Source organism: Flavobacterium sinopsychrotolerans, assembly GCF_900110375.1.
GTDB classification, from domain to species: domain Bacteria; phylum Bacteroidota; class Bacteroidia; order Flavobacteriales; family Flavobacteriaceae; genus Flavobacterium; species Flavobacterium sinopsychrotolerans.
The window spans coordinates 22,847-39,759 of the sequence record NZ_FODN01000001.1 but is presented as its reverse complement, the minus strand read 5'-3'; the positions used below and the strand labels follow the sequence as shown (position 1 = coordinate 39,759).

The window sequence follows — 16,913 nt, the reverse complement described above, 5'->3', positions numbered from 1 at the left end:
AAAAAGAGATTCAATGAAAGTTGAATCTCTTTTTTTTGTCTGCAATCCAAAGTGAAATTTTTAATTCGTAATTTAACTGTTTGTTATAAAGAGTTGATGAGTTTTAAATTTAAATTTTATGTATAAGAAAGCATTTCTTATTGCAATTGTTATTTGTAGCTCAATTCCATTTTACGCGCAAGATGATGACAATAGAGTTGATTTTGGTTTTGCTTACGGATTAGGTAATGAATTTAAAAATAGAAATTATACATATACAAACCAGTATTTCAAGTTGCAATTATATTACAAAATAAAAGATACAAAGAGCTTTAAATACGAATTTGTACTGCAGCCAGAGCTTAATTTAGCTACACACCAACTCTTAAATTTGTATTTTGTTAAACCTGGTGAACTGGATTATATTGCAAAACGAGAACAATATACAAAGCTGAAGAGTGTGAAAGAATACGTTCTTAATATTGGCTTTATGGTAAGGAAACCAATATTTAAATCGGCATCCATTTACGTTTTAGGAAGTGTCGGACCAATGATTACAGATACGGAAACGGAGCGCTTGTCCAAAGGTTTTGCCTTCGCAGATGTTTTAGCTTTAGGGTTTACTTTCAAATATAATAAAGTAATTTTTGATGTAAGACCAAATATTCGTCATGTTTCAAATGCAGGATTGCAAAATACTAATTCCGGTTACAATACCAAAAATATTGACTTTGGATTTTTATTTACCCTATAAAAAAAGCGTTAGCTACTTTGATGTAGCTAACGCTTTTTTTTGAAACGAATAATTATTTAATTCGTAAGTTCTTTTTGAGCCGTAAAGATGAAATACAGTCCTATAAGTATGAACGGAATACTTAGCCATTGACCTGTTGAAAACAAACCTAAAGCGCTTTCGAAACCACCTTGACTTTCCTTAACGGATTCTACAATAAAACGTACTGTAAATAAAAGAACTAGGAACATTCCAAAAATAAATCCGGTATATTTTCTTTTTTCTGTTTTCCAATACATGAAAAATAAGATGGCAAAAACAAAAATATAACAAAATGCTTCGTATAATTGGGTAGGATGTCTCACGGGAACTTGTTCTAACAAAGTCGCAAATTTAGGATCTGTTGCAATGGCTGTATACGCATCTTTAGGATTTGGAATTTGAGTAGCATTTACTGCGTCCATCGGACTAAAATGATCTTTAATGAATTTTATTCCAAAAGGAGAAGTTGTTTCATGACCAATAATTTCCGAGTTGAAAAAGTTGCCTAATCTCACGAAAATAGCGCCGCTTGCTACAGGAATTACCACGCGGTCTAATATCCACAATTGTGGTCTTTTCAACACGTTTTTACTGTAAAAATACATGGCAATTATTATAGAAATCGCAGCGCCATGACTCGCTAAACCTTGATATCCGGTGAATTCAAAACTTGGGCTGAATCTAAACGGTAAAATAATTTCCAATAAATGATTGCGGTAATATTCCCAATCATAAAAGAAAACGTGTCCCAAACGCGCACCAATTAAGGTGGCTAACACAGTCCAGATAAACAAAGAATCCAATTTTTCTATCGATTCACCTTCTCGTTCGAAGATGTTTTTCATGATGTACCAGCCTAATCCAAAAGCAATTACAAACATTAAGCTGTAATATCTAATGATAAAAAAGCCTAAATCGATTCCTTCTGATGGATTCCAAACGATGTTTAAAGCGTGTGTCATTTAGTGTTAAATTTGTTTATTAGTCGTAAAAATAGAGTTTTAAAGTACATTTATACTCATAAAAGGTTAATGTTTATGATTGCATGTTTTTTCTGGAACAGGATCATAGCCCGTTTTTCCCCAAGGATGACAACTCAAAATACGTTTTACTCCCAAAAATCCTCCATAAAACAAACCGTGAATACGTAAGGCTTCAATCATATAGGAAGAGCAAGTCGGTTCAAATCGGCAAGCGGAAGGTGTAAATGGTGATATAGCAACTTGATAAAATCGAACTAATAGTACAAAAGGAAATATGAGGATTTTTGAAATCATATTTTATTAGTTTCAATTTGAAATTTTGCGCGAATCATTAAAAACGGATTACTGAACACTAAATGCTAAATGTTGTTCCTTCTTTGCCATCTTTCAACTGAATTCCTAAAGCAATCAATTGATCTCTAATTTGATCAGACAAGGCAAAATTCTTGTTGTCTCTGGACTGTTTTCTCATTTCGATAAGCATATTCACCGTTCCTTCTAATTTATCATTATTGTTGTCTGACACTTTTTCATCTTCCAATCCTAAAACGTCAAAAACAAATGCATGCATCGCTTTTGCAAAATTGTTTAAGTCTTCGGTATTCAAAGTCTCTTTACCATCCTTTAATAAATTAACAAAACGTACACCTTCAAACAACTGCGCAATTAAAATTGGCGTGTTAAAATCGTCATTCATCGCATCATAGCAGGATTGTTTCCATCCAGAAATATCAATAGTGCTTTTTGTGTCAGCAGTGATTTCTTTTAAGGAGTTCATCGCTTCCATTAATCGTTTGTATCCTTTTTCGGCAGCAACAATGGCATCGTCAGAAAAATCTAGAATACTTCTGTAATGCGCCTGCAGCATAAAAAATCGGGCTACCGATGCTGAGAAAGCTTTACTCAAAATGGTGTTTTCTCCAGTCAATATTTCTCTTGGCAAAATATTATTTCCGGTAGATTTCGCCATTTTTTTACCGTTCAAAGTCAGCATATTGGCATGTAACCAATAATTAACTGGGGTTTGACCGGTACAAGCTTCGTTTTGTGCAATTTCGCACTCATGATGCGGGAATTTCAAATCCATTCCACCACCGTGAATATCAAAATGATTACCTAAATATTTAGTACTCATTGCTGTACATTCTAAGTGCCATCCCGGAAATCCATCGCTCCAAGGCGAGGGCCAACGCATGATATGTTGTGCTTCCGCTTTTTTCCAAAGTGCAAAATCTTGTGGATTTCTCTTGTCACTTTGTCCGTCAAGATCACGGGTATTGGTAAGCATATCCTCAATATTACGGCCGCTTAATCGTCCGTAATGATTGGTTTCATTAAATTTCACCACATCAAAATAAACAGATCCATTGGCTTCATAACCAATTCCTTTTTCGATGATTGTTTTTATAATTTCAATTTGCTCAATAATATGACCCGTTGCGGTTGGTTCAATACTTGGTGGCAAAAAGTTAAATTCATTCAAAATATCATGAAAATCTACGGTATAACGCTGTACAACTTCCATCGGTTCGAGTTGCTCCAGACGTGCTTTTTTTGCAATTTTATCTTCGCCTTCATCCACATCATCCACAATATGACCCACATCCGTAATGTTCCTAACATAGCGTACTTTATAATCCAAATGTAAAAAATACCTAAAAATCACGTCAAAAGACATAAAAGTACGCACGTTTCCAAGATGCACATTACTGTAAACCGTTGGTCCACAAACATACATCCCAACATTTCCTTCGTGAATGGGTGTAAATGTTTCTTTTTCTCCCGAAAGAGAATTGTATATTTTTAGCGCTTGGGTATTGTATAAAGGCATTTTTTTATTTTTTTTGAGCCATTTCCTGCTGTTCGCTGTATCTTTTCATGGCTAAAGAAGCCATAAAAAGGATGCCGCTTCCATCAGGGCTAGGAATTTATGGGTACTAAACGAATCGGGTGATTTAGAACTTTGTTTCTAATTTAATATAATCCAAAAACTCTCTGCGAGTTACACTATCTTTAAATTTTCCACCAAATTCTGATGTCACAGTGCTACTTTCAATATCACTGATTCCTCTTGAATTCACGCAAAGGTGTTTGGCATCAATCACGCAAGCTACATCTTCTGTACCTAATGCTATTTGTAATTCCTGAACAATTTGCATCGTTAAACGCTCCTGAACCTGAGGTCTTTTGGCATAATATTCCACGATACGGTTCATTTTAGATAAGCCAATAACTGTTCCGCTAGAAATATAAGCAACATGTGCTCTTCCTATAATTGGCAATAAATGATGTTCGCAGGTAGAATACACGATGATGTTTTTTTCAACTAACATTTCACCGTATTTGTAATTGTTGTCAAATGTGGAAGCTTTTGGTTTTTTTGCAGGATTCAAACCTCCAAAAATTTCCTTCACAAACATTTTAGCAACACGATTGGGTGTGCCTTTTAAACTATCATCGGTCAAGTCCATTCCAAGTGTGATTAGAATGCTCTCAACATCTTTTTTTATTTTTTCAATTTTCTCATCCTCAGAAATGTCAAAAGCATCATCTCTTACTGGGTTTTTTGCGGATAAACTAATATGATTGTCTCCTATTTCGTCTTGAAATTCTTCGTTTTTTATCATTAAAAGCAACTATTATTGTTGGTATAAACATTTAAGCGGTAAAGATAAATAATAAAAATTAAAGAATTTCTATCGCTCCTACTATTTAAGACTACTTTATTGGTTCTACGGGCTATTTATATTTCTTTTTTGACCTAAAAAATAAAGGCAATAACGAGTTCGTTATTGCCTTTTATAAAATCCTTCCGTATTGCTCAATGAGTAAATCTAAAGTATACTTTAATTACGCCTTTGTTTGGGCTGCATTATAAACAGGAATTGCTGCTTTTAGTATGCGTACCGCGCTAATTAAGTCCTGTTTCTTTAATACATAAGCGATCCGAACCTGATTTAATCCCATCCCAGGTGTAGAGTAAAAACCGGCTGCTGGTGCTACCATTACAGTTTCACCATTCAAGTCATAACTTTCTAAAAGCCATTGTGCAAATGCATCAGCATTTTCCACCGGAAGTTGTGCGATACAATAAAAAGCACCTTTTGGTTTGCTTACAATAACGCCATCTATTTTATTTAACTCTTCAATCAAAGTATCTCTGCGTTCTCTGTATTCTGAAATTACTTCGTCAAAATAACTTTGTGGAGTGTCCAGAGCGGCTTCACTTGCTATTTGTTCAATGGTTGGCGGGCTTAATCTTGCTTGCGCAAATTTCATCGCAGTCGCCATCACTTCCTTATTTTTAGAAACAATACATCCTATTCTTGCGCCACACATGCTGTATCTTTTTGAAACAGAATCAATCATAATGGCGTGTTCTTCAAGTCCAGGAACATTCATCACAGAGTAATGTACATCTCCATCATAAGTGAATTCACGATATACTTCATCAGAAATTAAGAACAAATCATGTTTTTTGACCAATGCTGCCAGTTTCATGATTTCTTCTTTCGAATATAAATAACCCGTTGGATTTCCTGGATTGCAAATAAGTATGGCTTTTGTTTTTGGAGTTATCAGTTTTTCAAAATCTTCTACTGCAGGAAGAGCAAAACCAGTTTCAATGGTTGAAATTACAGGAACTACGGTAACACCTGAAGCGGTAGAAAATCCATTGTAATTCGCATAAAATGGTTCCGGAATAATAATTTCATCGCCTTGATCCATAGTGCTTCCCATGGCAAACATAAGCGCTTCTGAACCGCCAGTAGTAATAATAATGTCCTCGATATTTACTGAAATATCTTGATTGATATAATACGCCGATAATTTTTTTCTGTAGCTTTCGTTTCCTGCGGAATGACTGTATTCTAATATAGTTAAATCAATATTTTTAACAGCATTCATGGCAACTTCGGGCGTTTTTATATCCGGTTGACCAATGTTTAAATGGTATACTTTATTCCCTTTTTTCTTAGCAATTTCTGAGTAGGGAACCAATTTTCGTATTGGTGATTCGGGCATTTGTTTGCCTTTGTTAGATATTTTTGGCATAGTCTTTATTATTGAATTGCAAATTTGCGAATTTTTTTTCGAATATATCATAATCAATACCTGCATATATTATCTAAATGATGGTTTTATTTGTTAATTTTAGTATTTTTATAAAAACTAATATAAATGAAAAGAATAACAATTTTGTTTTTCATGGTCTTCTCAATGGTTTCCATTTCGGCACAAGAAGGATTTCGGTTTGAAAAAGATATTAATAAAATCAGCGTACCTTTTAAATTGATAAATAATTTGGTATTTGTTCCCATTAAAGTGAATGGGGTAGAGTTGAATTTTTTATTAGATACCGGTGTAGAAGAAACCATATTATTTAGTTTAGAGGAGAAAAAAGAAGTTCATTATTTTAATACTGAAAAGATATTCTTAAGAGGTTTGGGGAGTCAGGTTGCTGTAGAAGGATTAAAATCTACTAACAATGTCTTGGAGTTTGGTAGCATGAAATATAGGAATCATATGTTTTATATTGTTCTAGACCCAGATTTTAATTTATCTTCTCATATAGGTATCCCAGTGAACGGAATTATTGGTTTTCAGTTTTTTAGAAATAATTTAGTAGAAATTAATTACAAGAAAAAAAGAATTGTCGTTTATAAAGACAATGATAAGAACAGAAAAAAAACAGAAAAAAAATATAGTGCTATTCCAATTACTATAGAAAAATCCAAGCCTTATTTAAAAAGTAAGGTAGTTATGGATAACAACGAAATTCCTGCAAAGTTGTTGATTGATATAGGAAATAGTGATGCGGTATGGCTTTTTCAAAATCGCTCAGAACGGATTAAAGTTCCATCGAAAAATTTCAATGATTTTTTAGGCAGAGGTTTTAGCGGTGATGTAGAAGGTAAAAGGGCTCGAATTCAAAAGTTTGAGATGTCGGAATTTGAATTTAATAATCCTGTAGTGGCCTTTCCAGACTCAAGTTCCATTAAAAATGTCACGATGGTTGCGGATCGTATGGGATCAGTTGGAGGTGAGATTATGAGAAGATTTGATGTTATTTTTGATTATCAAAATCGAAAAATGTATTTAAAAAAAAATAATGAATACAATTCTCCTTTTGGCTATAATAAAAGCGGTGTCGAAATACAGCATAAAGGATTGCAATGGGTTCAAGAAACAGTACGTCTTGAAACAGTGCCATTGTCCAAAAACATATTTGATTCCGAAGATGATAAGAAAAAAGATTTTAAATATAAATTCCTATTAAAACCAATTTATGAAATATCCAATGTTCGGAAAAATTCACCGGCAGCCAAGGCAGGATTGCAAAAAGGAGATATAATCATTTTGATAAATAAGAGCCCTGCTTATAAACACTCTTTGCAAGAAATTAATACTCTTTTTAAATCAGAGGAGGAGAAATGGATTACTTTAGAAGTCGAACGTGAAAGTATAATTTTAAAATTCAGCTTTCAATTGTTTGATGTTTTGTAATAAAAAAAGCTTCTGAATGATTTTTCAGAAGCTTTTAGTTTAATTGGATGATGTATTAGTTGGAAATTACTTCTCCTTTTATTTTCAGAGCCACTCTTCCAGCTTCATAATTCACTGCATTTGACTCAACTGTTATTGTTTTTCTGATTGGTCCGGGAGCCATGTTGTATTTTACAGTTATTTTTCCTGTTTTTCCAGGCATAATTGGTTCATCTGGTTTTGTAGGAACCGTGCAACCGCAAGTAGACAGTACATTAGTAATAATTAATGGAGCATTACCTGTATTTGTAAAGATAAAATCACGAGAACCATTTTCATTCTTGGTAACTTTTCCATAATCAATCGTGTTGTCTTTGGCGGCAAACTCAATTTTAGGACCATTTTGAGCAAAACCGATACTGCTGATTAAAGCGAATGCGAATAAAGCTATTGTTTTTTTCATTTTGAAATTTTTAGATTCATTAAAGTAAATATACTTTGTTTTAATTAACGTACAAATTTTTATTTCTCTTTTTATAGTCTACATAATTATTTACTTTTGTTCCAGATTACAATTACAAATATCAGACCAAAGTCTAAAAGGTTATTTGTTGATATGGTTAACCAATAAACTGAACTGACAAATAATTGAATTTAACGATTAAATGATCCACAATAAAATGACAATTCCTGCACAATTTGACGCTAAAACTATTGAGAATAAGTGGTATGACTACTGGATGAAAAATAATTATTTTCACTCAGAACCAGATCACAGAACGCCATATACCATTGTGATTCCTCCGCCTAATGTGACTGGGGTTTTACACATGGGACACATGTTGAACAATACGATTCAAGATGTATTGATTCGAAGAGCGCGTCTTAAAGGATTCAACGCATGCTGGGTTCCGGGAACGGATCACGCCTCAATTGCAACAGAAGCCAAGGTTGTAGCCAAATTAAAAGCTGAAGGAATCAATAAAAATGATTTGACTCGCGAAGAGTTTCTGGCGCATGCCTGGGAATGGACAGATAAATATGGTGGTGTAATTTTAGACCAATTAAAAAAACTGGGAGCTTCCTGTGATTGGGAGCGAACTAAGTTTACGATGGATCCTGATATGTCAGCATCAGTAATTCGTTCTTTTGTAGATTTATACAACAAAGGGCTGATTTATCGCGGATACCGAATGGTAAACTGGGATCCGGAAGCTAAAACGACTTTGTCTGATGAAGAAGTAATTTATGAAGAACAACAAGGAAAATTGTATTTCCTAAAATATAAAATCGAAGGAAGCGAAGACTTTCTGACGATTGCTACGACGCGTCCGGAAACTATTTTTGGAGATACCGCAATTTGTATTAATCCAAATGACGAACGTTTTAATCATTTGAAAGGCAAAAAAGCGATTGTACCTATCTGCGGAAGGGTTATTCCAATTATCGAAGATGAGTATGTTGATATCGAATTTGGAACAGGATGTTTAAAAGTGACGCCTGCTCACGATATGAATGACAAAGCGCTAGGAGAGAAGCATAATCTGGAAATTATTGATATTTTTAACGAAGATGCGACTTTAAATAGTTTTGGATTACACTATCAAGGACAAGATCGTTTTGTAGTTCGTGAGGCTGTTGCCAAAGAATTAGAAACTATTGGCGCTTTAGCAAAAACAGAAACACACTTAAATAAAGTAGGAACTTCTGAAAGAACCAAAGCGGTAATCGAGCCTCGTTTATCTGATCAGTGGTTCTTAAAAATGGAAGATTTGGTAAAACCGGCAATCAAATCTGTATTGGAAGATGGTGAAATCAAATTGCATCCTGCACGTTTTAATAATACGTACGCACATTGGTTAAATAATATCCGCGATTGGAATATTTCGCGTCAATTGTGGTGGGGACAGCAAATTCCTGCATATTTCTATGGCGATGGAAAAGAAGATTTCGTGGTCGCTGAAAACATTGAAGACGCTTTAACGTTAGCGAGAGAGAAAACTTTAAACCTTAAACTTGAAGCAAAAGATTTAAAGCAAGATGTTGATGCGCTTGATACTTGGTTCTCTTCTTGGCTGTGGCCAATGTCTGTTTTTGGTGGAATAATGGACCCCGACAGTGAAGATTTTAAATACTATTATCCAACAAATGATTTAGTTACCGGTCCAGATATTTTATTTTTCTGGGTGGCGAGAATGATTATTGCAGGATATGAATACACTGGTAAAAAACCATTTACAAATGTGTATTTAACTGGTTTAGTACGTGACAAACAGCGTCGTAAAATGTCTAAATCATTAGGAAATTCTCCGGATCCTTTAGATTTAATTGAAAAATTTGGTGCTGATGGAGTTCGAGTAGGATTGCTTTTGAGTGCTTCTGCAGGGAATGACATTATGTTTGATGAAGAGTTGTGCAACCAAGGAAAAGCGTTTACTAATAAAATATGGAATGCTTTCAAACTGATAAAAGGTTGGGAAGTTTCGGATGCTATTCCGCAACCGGAATCATCGAAAGTAGCGATTGAATGGTACGAAGCCAAATTGCAACAAACACTTTTGGAAATCGAAGATAATTTTGAAAAATATAGAATTTCCGATGCGTTGATGGGAATTTATAAATTGGTTTGGGATGATTTCTGTTCTTGGTTTTTGGAAATGATAAAGCCGGCATACCAACAGCCAATTGATAGCGTAACTTTGGCGAAAGCCATAGAAATGCTCGAAAATAACTTGAAATTATTGCATCCGTTTATGCCGTTTTTGACAGAGGAGATTTGGCAAATTCTTGCCGAAAGAACTCCTGAGGAAGCCTTAATCGTTTCGACTTGGCCGGAAATGAAACCGTTTAACGCAGCTTTAATTGCTGATTTTGACAATACAATTGAAGTAATCTCTGGGATAAGAACGATTCGTAAAGACAAAAATATTCCTTTCAAAGACACTATCGAACTGAAAATCGTGAATAATGATAGAGCTTCCACTTATTTTGATTCGGTTGTGACCAAATTAGGCAACATCACTTCATTAGAATATGTTTCGGACAAAGTAGACGGCGCATTGTCTTTCCGTGTAAAGTCGAACGAATATTTTATTCCAATCACCGGAAACATTGACGTAGAAGCGGAGATTGCTAAACTTACGACCGAGTTGGTTTACACGCAAGGTTTCTTGAAATCTGTTCAAAATAAATTAGCAAATGAAAAATTTGTGGCTGGTGCACCAGAGAAAGTTTTGGCAAACGAAAGACAAAAAGAAGCGGATGCTTTGGCAAAAATTGAAACTATCGAACACAGTTTGGCGGGTTTGAAATAGCCGTTAAATTCTTTTAAAAATATAAAATCCCATCTACTGTAAAAAAGGAGATGGGATTTTTTTTATTTAAATAGCAAAAACTTTTTCTGCTTTTCAAAAAAATGAAATTAGCAGAAAAAGTTTTGGATTGAATAAAACCAAACTTAGGTTTTAGAATTTGTATTTCAAGCTTGTCAATACTTGACGTGGAGCGATTGGATTTACACTGTAATTTTCATGTACCGTGTAATTTAACTCATTTGTCACATTAGATAATTTGCACAATATGGAGAATTTTTTCCATTCATAACCTGCTGAAACATCAATTGTTGTATATCCTTCTAATGGAATGTCACGGTCTTCAATAGTCACAGTATATGTTTTTGGAGCAGTTACAGGTTTGTTTTCTGTCCATACATAACGGTCATTCCAACCTCCTGTGCGGTCACCAATATAGTTCCCGATGGCTCCAAAAGTAAGCCCTTTTAATGTCCCGCTAGGCAATTTGTAGAAAAAACTCAAATTGGCTGTATGCTTTGGCGTTCTTGCTAAAATGTCTCCTACTACAAGACTTCCGCTTGTCCCTGATGATTTAGAAATTTTGGTTTCGTTAAAGCTATATCCTGCAATGATGTTCAAACCTAGTGTTGGTTTTGCAGTAACATCTATTTCAATTCCTTTTCCTTTTGTTCCCCCTACCAGTTCTTTTAAGTTAGTATTTACATTAGGTGTTACACCATCAGCCGCAAACAAAACAGTTTGAGCTAAATTATTGTTTGAGATTTGATATGCTGTTACATTGGTACTCAAAATACCTTTCCAAAAATCTTTTTTGATACCCACCTCGAATTGATCTATTATAGAAGGATCTAAAGGTTGCAAATCTACCGTTGTTCCGCTATTAGGAGTAAATGAGTTGGAGTAACTGGCGAACAAAGACAAATCTTTGTTTGGTTGAATTACCAGTCCTGCTTTTGGAGAATAAGCTCTGTTCAAAGTTTTAGTTCCAGTTGTAGCAGTTGCATTTTCAAGAGTTGTTATAATGGTGTCAACTCCATTCACTTTCCCTATTACTTCTTTGGAGGTTGTGACCTCACTTTCTTGCCATGACCAACGGAGTCCCGCCAAAACCTTTACATAATCAGTAATCGAAATTAAATCTTGTGCATATACTCCAAAACGTTGTGTATCTGTAGTAGCAAGTTGGGTTCTTCTAGTTGAATAGGGCGCGGTAAGGCTTTGTGTGCTGTAATCATAATTGAATAGATTTATGGCAGTTGCTTCAGTAGTTAAAGCAGTTGTACCATTCGGAGTTGCATAAAAGCCAAAAGTATAACTCGGTGCCATAGAATTTTCATAGTCAACTCCAGTAAATATTTGGTGTTTGATGCTTCCTGTGTTGAAGGTTCCTTGTAAACTCAATTGATCTCCAAATATTTTTTCAGAAGCATCAGCTTGTGTCAAGCCACGTTTCCAATTCCCGTTGACATCAATCGAGCTTAACTGTGCAGTCGATTTTTGAGTTCTGTTGTAAGACTGAAAGGAAGAATTAAAACTTAATTTCCAGTTGTTGTTGAAATCATGATTGACCAATACTGAAGCACTGGATGATTTTGTTTTACCAGTTGACCAAAGCGCTCCATAATACGTGTTTCGGGGTAAATCTAAAATTGTTTTACCAATGATTCCAGTCCCAAAATCAGGAGTCCAATCGGCACTTAAATAGTCACCTTGTACCGTAATTTGAGTTTTATCGCTTACATTAAAAAGGAATGAAGGATTTACATAAATACGCTCATTTTTGACATAATCTCTAAAGCTTTCGGAGTTTTCGTAAGAAGCATTAAATCGATAAGCGATATGTTTATTCAAAGGGCCGTAAAAATCAATCGATGGTTTGTAGTAGGAATAGCTCCCTGCTTGCATTGTAATTTCTCCACCACTTTTGAAAGAAGGGGTTTTAGTAACCAAATTTAAAATTCCACCCGGAGCAACGTTTCCATACAATAAGGCAGAACCACCTTTAAGAAATTCCACTTTTTCTAAACCTGAAACTTCCGGGATAGAACCAGCATTATAACGGAAACCATTTTTAAACATATTGTTGGCTGACATATCATATCCTCTTGAGAAAAATGATTCCTGAGCGCCACCACGTGCAGAACCTACATAAATACCATTGGCATTTTTGATAACTTCACTTAAGCGAATGGCTTGTTGTTGCTCGATTATTTCAGCTCCAATAACCTGAACACTTTGCGGAGTATCCATTGGTTTTAATCCTGATCTTAATGCTGAAACTGCCTTTTTCTCTTTGTTGGCTGTGATCACAACTTCTTTAAGTACTCCTCCTTTTTTGTTTTTTATAGTATCCGTTATTGATCCGAAAGGGTCCTCAAAATTTTTATCATCAGAAGCATTTAATGACTCTTGTGCTAAACACGATAGACTAAATAAAAGTGTTAAAGTTGGAAGGAAAATATATTTCATGATTGTTTATTTGGAATAATTAAAAATAACGATGCAAATATAAAACTGAAGTATGGATTTGCAAAACTTATTTAGATTAAATATTAATAAAAATTAAAAATATATTTAACTAGTTGTTTTTTAGTTTTTTAAAAAACGGTTTTTTTGTAGAAGATTACCTTTTTTTGACTTTTGTCTGGTTAAAAATGGTTTTTTGAGCTAGTTAATTATCCGATTTTGTTTCCAAAAGTAGTTAGAAGGTCTTTTATGTTAAATTTTGTTAAAGAAGTAATGCGAATACCAGTGCTGTGAGATAATTTTTTGAGCGTCTAGATTTAAAAAATTCCATAGATTTTCAAGTGGAGTACTTGATTTGCAAAATTCGTATCAAAATAAAGTAATGCAATTAACCATTAAGTACCACAAAAATGAAGTTTGTCTTTGTGGTAATCGTTTTTAATTTTTAAATATTAAAACTTGGTCTTGAATTTCTTGATTCGGAAGTTTTTTGATTTCACTACTTTTCCGTCATCTGTAATCATGACGCAACTATAATTAGGGTATTTTTTTAGCAAAAGTAGTCCTGCTGTTTTTCCTAAAACCATTAACGAAGTACTCAAGCCGTTTGCCGTTTCTGCATTTGGTCCAAAAACCGTCACGCTGCATAATCCTGTAGCGGGGTAACCAGTTGCCGGATTGATGATATGCGAATAGCGTTTGCCATTAAAAACAACAAATTTCTCATAGCTCCCTGAAGTGGTTACCGCATCTTGTTTTAATGGAACAACAACCAGAAGTTTTTCTGGATGAAAGGGATTCGTAATACCGATATTCCAAGCTTTTCCATTGGGCTGTTTCCCCCACGTACTCATATCGCCTGAGCCGTTTATAATTCCGGCTTTGATGCCTTTTGCAAGCATCATATCGCGACATTTATCGGTGGCATAACCTTCGCCTAAGGCGCCAAAACCAATTTTCATCCCTTTTAGTTTCAGAAAAATGGTGGATTGAACGCTATCCAAGATTATATTTTTGTAGCTCACTTTTTCAACCGATTTCTGAATGGCTTCCGCCGAAGGCATTGCCGTCATGGAACCATCAAATTTCCAGATTTTATCCATTGCCGCAAAGCTGATGTCAAAACCGCCATTTGTCACTTCAGAAAACCGAATCGCTCTTTGCGTCAATTCAAAAACTTCTTTATCCACTTTCACAGGACGAATGCCCGCATTTTGGTTCACTTCAGAAACTTGCGAGTCCGATTTCCATTCGGAAATTAAATTTTCTATTCGTGTAATTTCTGCAATAACAGCATCTATGTTTTTTTCTGCAGATACCGAATTGTTTGCAACAATGGTAATGTCAAACCGACCGCCCATAAGTAAGGTGGCTCTTTTTCGTAGTGTTTGTGCACTACTTGTGAAGTTGCAGACAATAAAAAAAAGGAAGATGAATTGGTATTTGGTTGACATAGCGTTTGTTTTTAAATCCTGCAAGGTTTCCAAAGCCTTGTAGGTGTCGTTTTTTATCTAAATAGCTACATGGTCAAAAAAAGACCTTGCAGGAAAATCGATTAATCATAAATTTTTCAATCCAGTTTCGGCTCCCTCTCCTTTGGAGAGTCCCGAAAATTTGGGAGGGGAGAGGACTTAGTAACAATCCGTCAGCACTTGTCCATTAGCTTTATAGTCTGCAATTCCTTTCCCAGTTTTGTCAAGACAAAGTGTATCAAGAACAGCTTCCACGTCTTTTTGCATGGCAAGTGAACCGCAAATCATTACAACGCCTCCTTGTGTTAGCAAATCCACGAAAAAATCAGCGTCACGTTTAATCAAATCCATCACATAATTATGGTTTTCTTCACGGGATAAAGCCACATGAAAACTTTTAAGTTGCTGTTTTTGAATTATTTCAGTAGAAAATTTTTCGTATCCTAAAACAGTTTCAGTTGCTTTTCGAAAGCCACAATATAAATGAATTTCGATTTTTTTCTTATTTTGTTCCAACATTCCCAGAAAAGGAGCAATACCCGTTCCATTTGAAATTAGCGCTACTTTGGATGCTTTTTTCGGGAAATGAAAAGTCTGGTTCTTAATGATTCGCGCTTTGAAAATAGAACCTGGTTCTACATTATATAAATAGCCGGAACCTAATCCTGAAGGATGTAATTTCACCACTAATTGTATATTTCCATTATGATTCCCGATAGAGTAGAGGCGTTCTTGGTTGTCGTTTGCAGGATAAATAGCCAAGAGGTCACCCGAAGTGAATTTAGCGTTCCTACTAGCACGCAGCGTCAGTAAAAAAGTATGCTCCGTATCAGAAATGGAAGTTTTATTAAGTACTGTTATTTTTTGTAAACCTTTTGGAACCTCATTATAAAGTGATGGAGTGGTCGAAAGTGGAATTCCTGTTTTGGCACTCCATAATTGTACCCAACCTACAAATTCTTCCGCTGATTTTTCGTTTACCGTATGTAATTCTAAAAAACGTTCCGTCCAATTTTGTTTTGCTAACAACACATCAATTTCCTGTGCATAACCACAAAAATCAGGATACGCTTCAGAACCAAATCCTACCACCGAAATATTTATTTTTTGTTGTTGTTCCGTTTTGTTGATGAGCGAAATAAATTTGCTCGCATTAGATGGCGCATCGCCTAATCCGTGGGTTGAAGTAAATACGATAAGATGTTTTGCTTTTGGATAAACTGAATAATTATTCAGTTCAGTAAGGAAGACTTTTTCTCCGTGCGCAAGCAATTGCTTCTGAATCGCATTAGCAAATAATAGCGTGCTTCCATTTTCGGAACCTACTAGTAAAATGAAGGTGCTTTCTTGAGTTTTGTATTTGTTTTTAATGCGACTCGCTCTTCGTTTTAATGTCATGGCAAAACCCGAGTAGATAAAAAACAGAATATTCAAACTCGCGATTCCTAAAATTATCGCCCATAAAATACTTGCTCTCCCGGTATGTAAATCAAGACTCAAATTAGATGCTAAAGTTTGCAGTGGAAAAGGAGTTTCACTTACAATTGCTCCGGTAATTTGGTTGACTTCGATTTCTCGGTCTTTTAATGTAATTATATAATATTCTTCTGGGTCATCCGAAAATGGGAATTCAATTTTTTGAACATCAGCCAGAAGCGTATTTTTAAAAACAGAAGTACTAGTCTCTTTTTTTGAAATAGGAGAAGTTGTAACCATTTCGGTTTTTTCTTCTGAATCTGTTTTTTCAAGGAAAAAATTAAACTTTTCCAGGGTCAAATACGTTCCCGAAAGTGCAATAATCAGAATCGGAATCAGCGATAATCGTCCTAGAAAAATATGGTAATATTGAGCGAAATTTTCTTTTACAATTTTAGAAAATAAACTGCGAAGACTTCTTTGGCGGTTGAGTATCAAAGCAAAACCCGAAATGGAAATCAATACCAACAAAAAGGAAATAAAGCCCACAATAAAACGTCCGGTTTCTTTAAGGAATAAGGAACGATGGAGTGCAGTAGTCCATTGGATAAACTCACTTTTTTTGATTGGTGTTCCTAGTATTTTTCCAGTTCTTGCGTCAATATAGGCATTGACATCATTGTCTTCCTGGTCGATACCTTGCAGGGTTACAAATTGATTGTGGTTTACACTTAATTCCGTTATTTCAGGATATGCTTTTTTTAGTACCGGTAAGGTTTCTCCAAGTGTTATTTTATCAAAATTTTCTACTTTGTAGGGCGGTGCTTTCTCTTGTATGGCATCGACTGCGAGGATGACACCAGTTACGGATGCCAATACTAAAAATGCAGCAGAAAATACAGCCAAAGCCAAGTGTGAGTAACGCCAAAAAGAAAGAGTCATTGATAATAAATTTTAACATATAAGTCATATAAGTTTTACGTTTTGTAAAAGCTTATATGACTTATATGGTTTAATGTAA

Annotated in this window: 12 protein-coding genes; 3 read left to right on the top strand and 9 right to left on the bottom strand. The window is 34.9% G+C overall.

Features of this window, described 5'->3' with window-relative positions; genetic code table 11:
• Positions 1–118 precede the first annotated feature (118 nt).
• Entirely contained in the window at positions 119–733 is a 615-nt protein-coding gene (locus BMX64_RS00170; RefSeq protein WP_091164429.1) for an acyloxyacyl hydrolase, read from the top strand.
• 56 nt (positions 734–789) lie between these two features.
• Here BMX64_RS00170 and lgt read toward each other — a convergent pair whose 3' ends face one another.
• The 5 genes from lgt to BMX64_RS00145 all read right to left on the bottom strand — a co-directional run bounded on the left by lgt (position 790) and on the right by BMX64_RS00145 (position 5,793).
• Positions 790–1,716, bottom strand: coding sequence for a prolipoprotein diacylglyceryl transferase (gene lgt, locus BMX64_RS00165; protein WP_091164425.1), 927 nt, complete (start codon positions 1,714–1,716; stop codon positions 790–792).
• Between the two features lie 66 nt (positions 1,717–1,782).
• A complete protein-coding gene (gene yidD / locus BMX64_RS00160) occupies positions 1,783–2,031 on the bottom strand; it encodes a membrane protein insertion efficiency factor YidD (RefSeq protein WP_091164419.1) in 249 nt (82 codons plus the stop codon).
• A 58-nt stretch (positions 2,032–2,089) separates the two neighbouring features.
• Positions 2,090–3,568 (bottom strand): cysteine--tRNA ligase, encoded by a 1,479-nt coding sequence (gene cysS / locus BMX64_RS00155; protein ID WP_091164415.1) that lies wholly within the window; start codon positions 3,566–3,568, stop codon positions 2,090–2,092.
• A 124-nt stretch (positions 3,569–3,692) separates the two neighbouring features.
• Positions 3,693–4,364 (bottom strand): GTP cyclohydrolase I FolE, encoded by a 672-nt coding sequence (gene folE, locus BMX64_RS00150; protein WP_091164410.1) that lies wholly within the window; start codon positions 4,362–4,364, stop codon positions 3,693–3,695.
• A gap of 223 nt (positions 4,365–4,587) precedes the next feature.
• Positions 4,588–5,793 carry a pyridoxal phosphate-dependent aminotransferase gene (locus BMX64_RS00145; protein ID WP_091164407.1) on the bottom strand — a complete coding sequence of 402 codons (1,206 nt, stop codon included), beginning with the start codon at positions 5,791–5,793 and terminating at the stop codon, positions 4,588–4,590.
• Between the two features lie 237 nt (positions 5,794–6,030).
• Here BMX64_RS00145 and BMX64_RS00140 point away from each other — a divergent pair, with 237 nt between their 5' ends.
• Complete coding sequence (locus BMX64_RS00140; protein ID WP_317614705.1) at positions 6,031–7,245, top strand: retropepsin-like aspartic protease; 1,215 nt, start codon at positions 6,031–6,033, stop codon at positions 7,243–7,245.
• A gap of 55 nt (positions 7,246–7,300) precedes the next feature.
• On the opposite strand, the gene BMX64_RS00135 is transcribed toward BMX64_RS00140, so the two are convergent.
• Positions 7,301–7,687 carry a DUF1573 domain-containing protein gene (locus BMX64_RS00135; RefSeq protein ID WP_091164400.1) on the bottom strand — a complete coding sequence of 129 codons (387 nt, stop codon included), beginning with the start codon at positions 7,685–7,687 and terminating at the stop codon, positions 7,301–7,303.
• Positions 7,688–7,904: 217 nt separating this feature from the next.
• On the opposite strand from BMX64_RS00135, the gene BMX64_RS00130 reads away from it, so the two are divergent.
• Positions 7,905–10,538 (top strand): valine--tRNA ligase, encoded by a 2,634-nt coding sequence (locus BMX64_RS00130; protein ID WP_091164396.1) that lies wholly within the window; start codon positions 7,905–7,907, stop codon positions 10,536–10,538.
• A 150-nt stretch (positions 10,539–10,688) separates the two neighbouring features.
• Here BMX64_RS00130 and BMX64_RS00125 read toward each other — a convergent pair whose 3' ends face one another.
• From BMX64_RS00125 to BMX64_RS00115, 3 genes are all read right to left on the bottom strand, one after another.
• Positions 10,689–13,007, bottom strand: a complete 2,319-nt coding sequence (locus BMX64_RS00125; RefSeq protein ID WP_091164392.1) for a TonB-dependent siderophore receptor — start codon at positions 13,005–13,007, stop codon at positions 10,689–10,691.
• 449 nt (positions 13,008–13,456) lie between these two features.
• On the bottom strand, positions 13,457–14,458 hold the full coding sequence (locus tag BMX64_RS00120) for an FAD:protein FMN transferase (protein WP_091164388.1): 1,002 nt from the start codon (positions 14,456–14,458) through the stop codon (positions 13,457–13,459).
• 177 nt (positions 14,459–14,635) lie between these two features.
• Positions 14,636–16,834 carry a PepSY domain-containing protein gene (locus BMX64_RS00115; protein ID WP_091164384.1) on the bottom strand — a complete coding sequence of 733 codons (2,199 nt, stop codon included), beginning with the start codon at positions 16,832–16,834 and terminating at the stop codon, positions 14,636–14,638.
• Positions 16,835–16,913 lie beyond the last annotated feature (79 nt).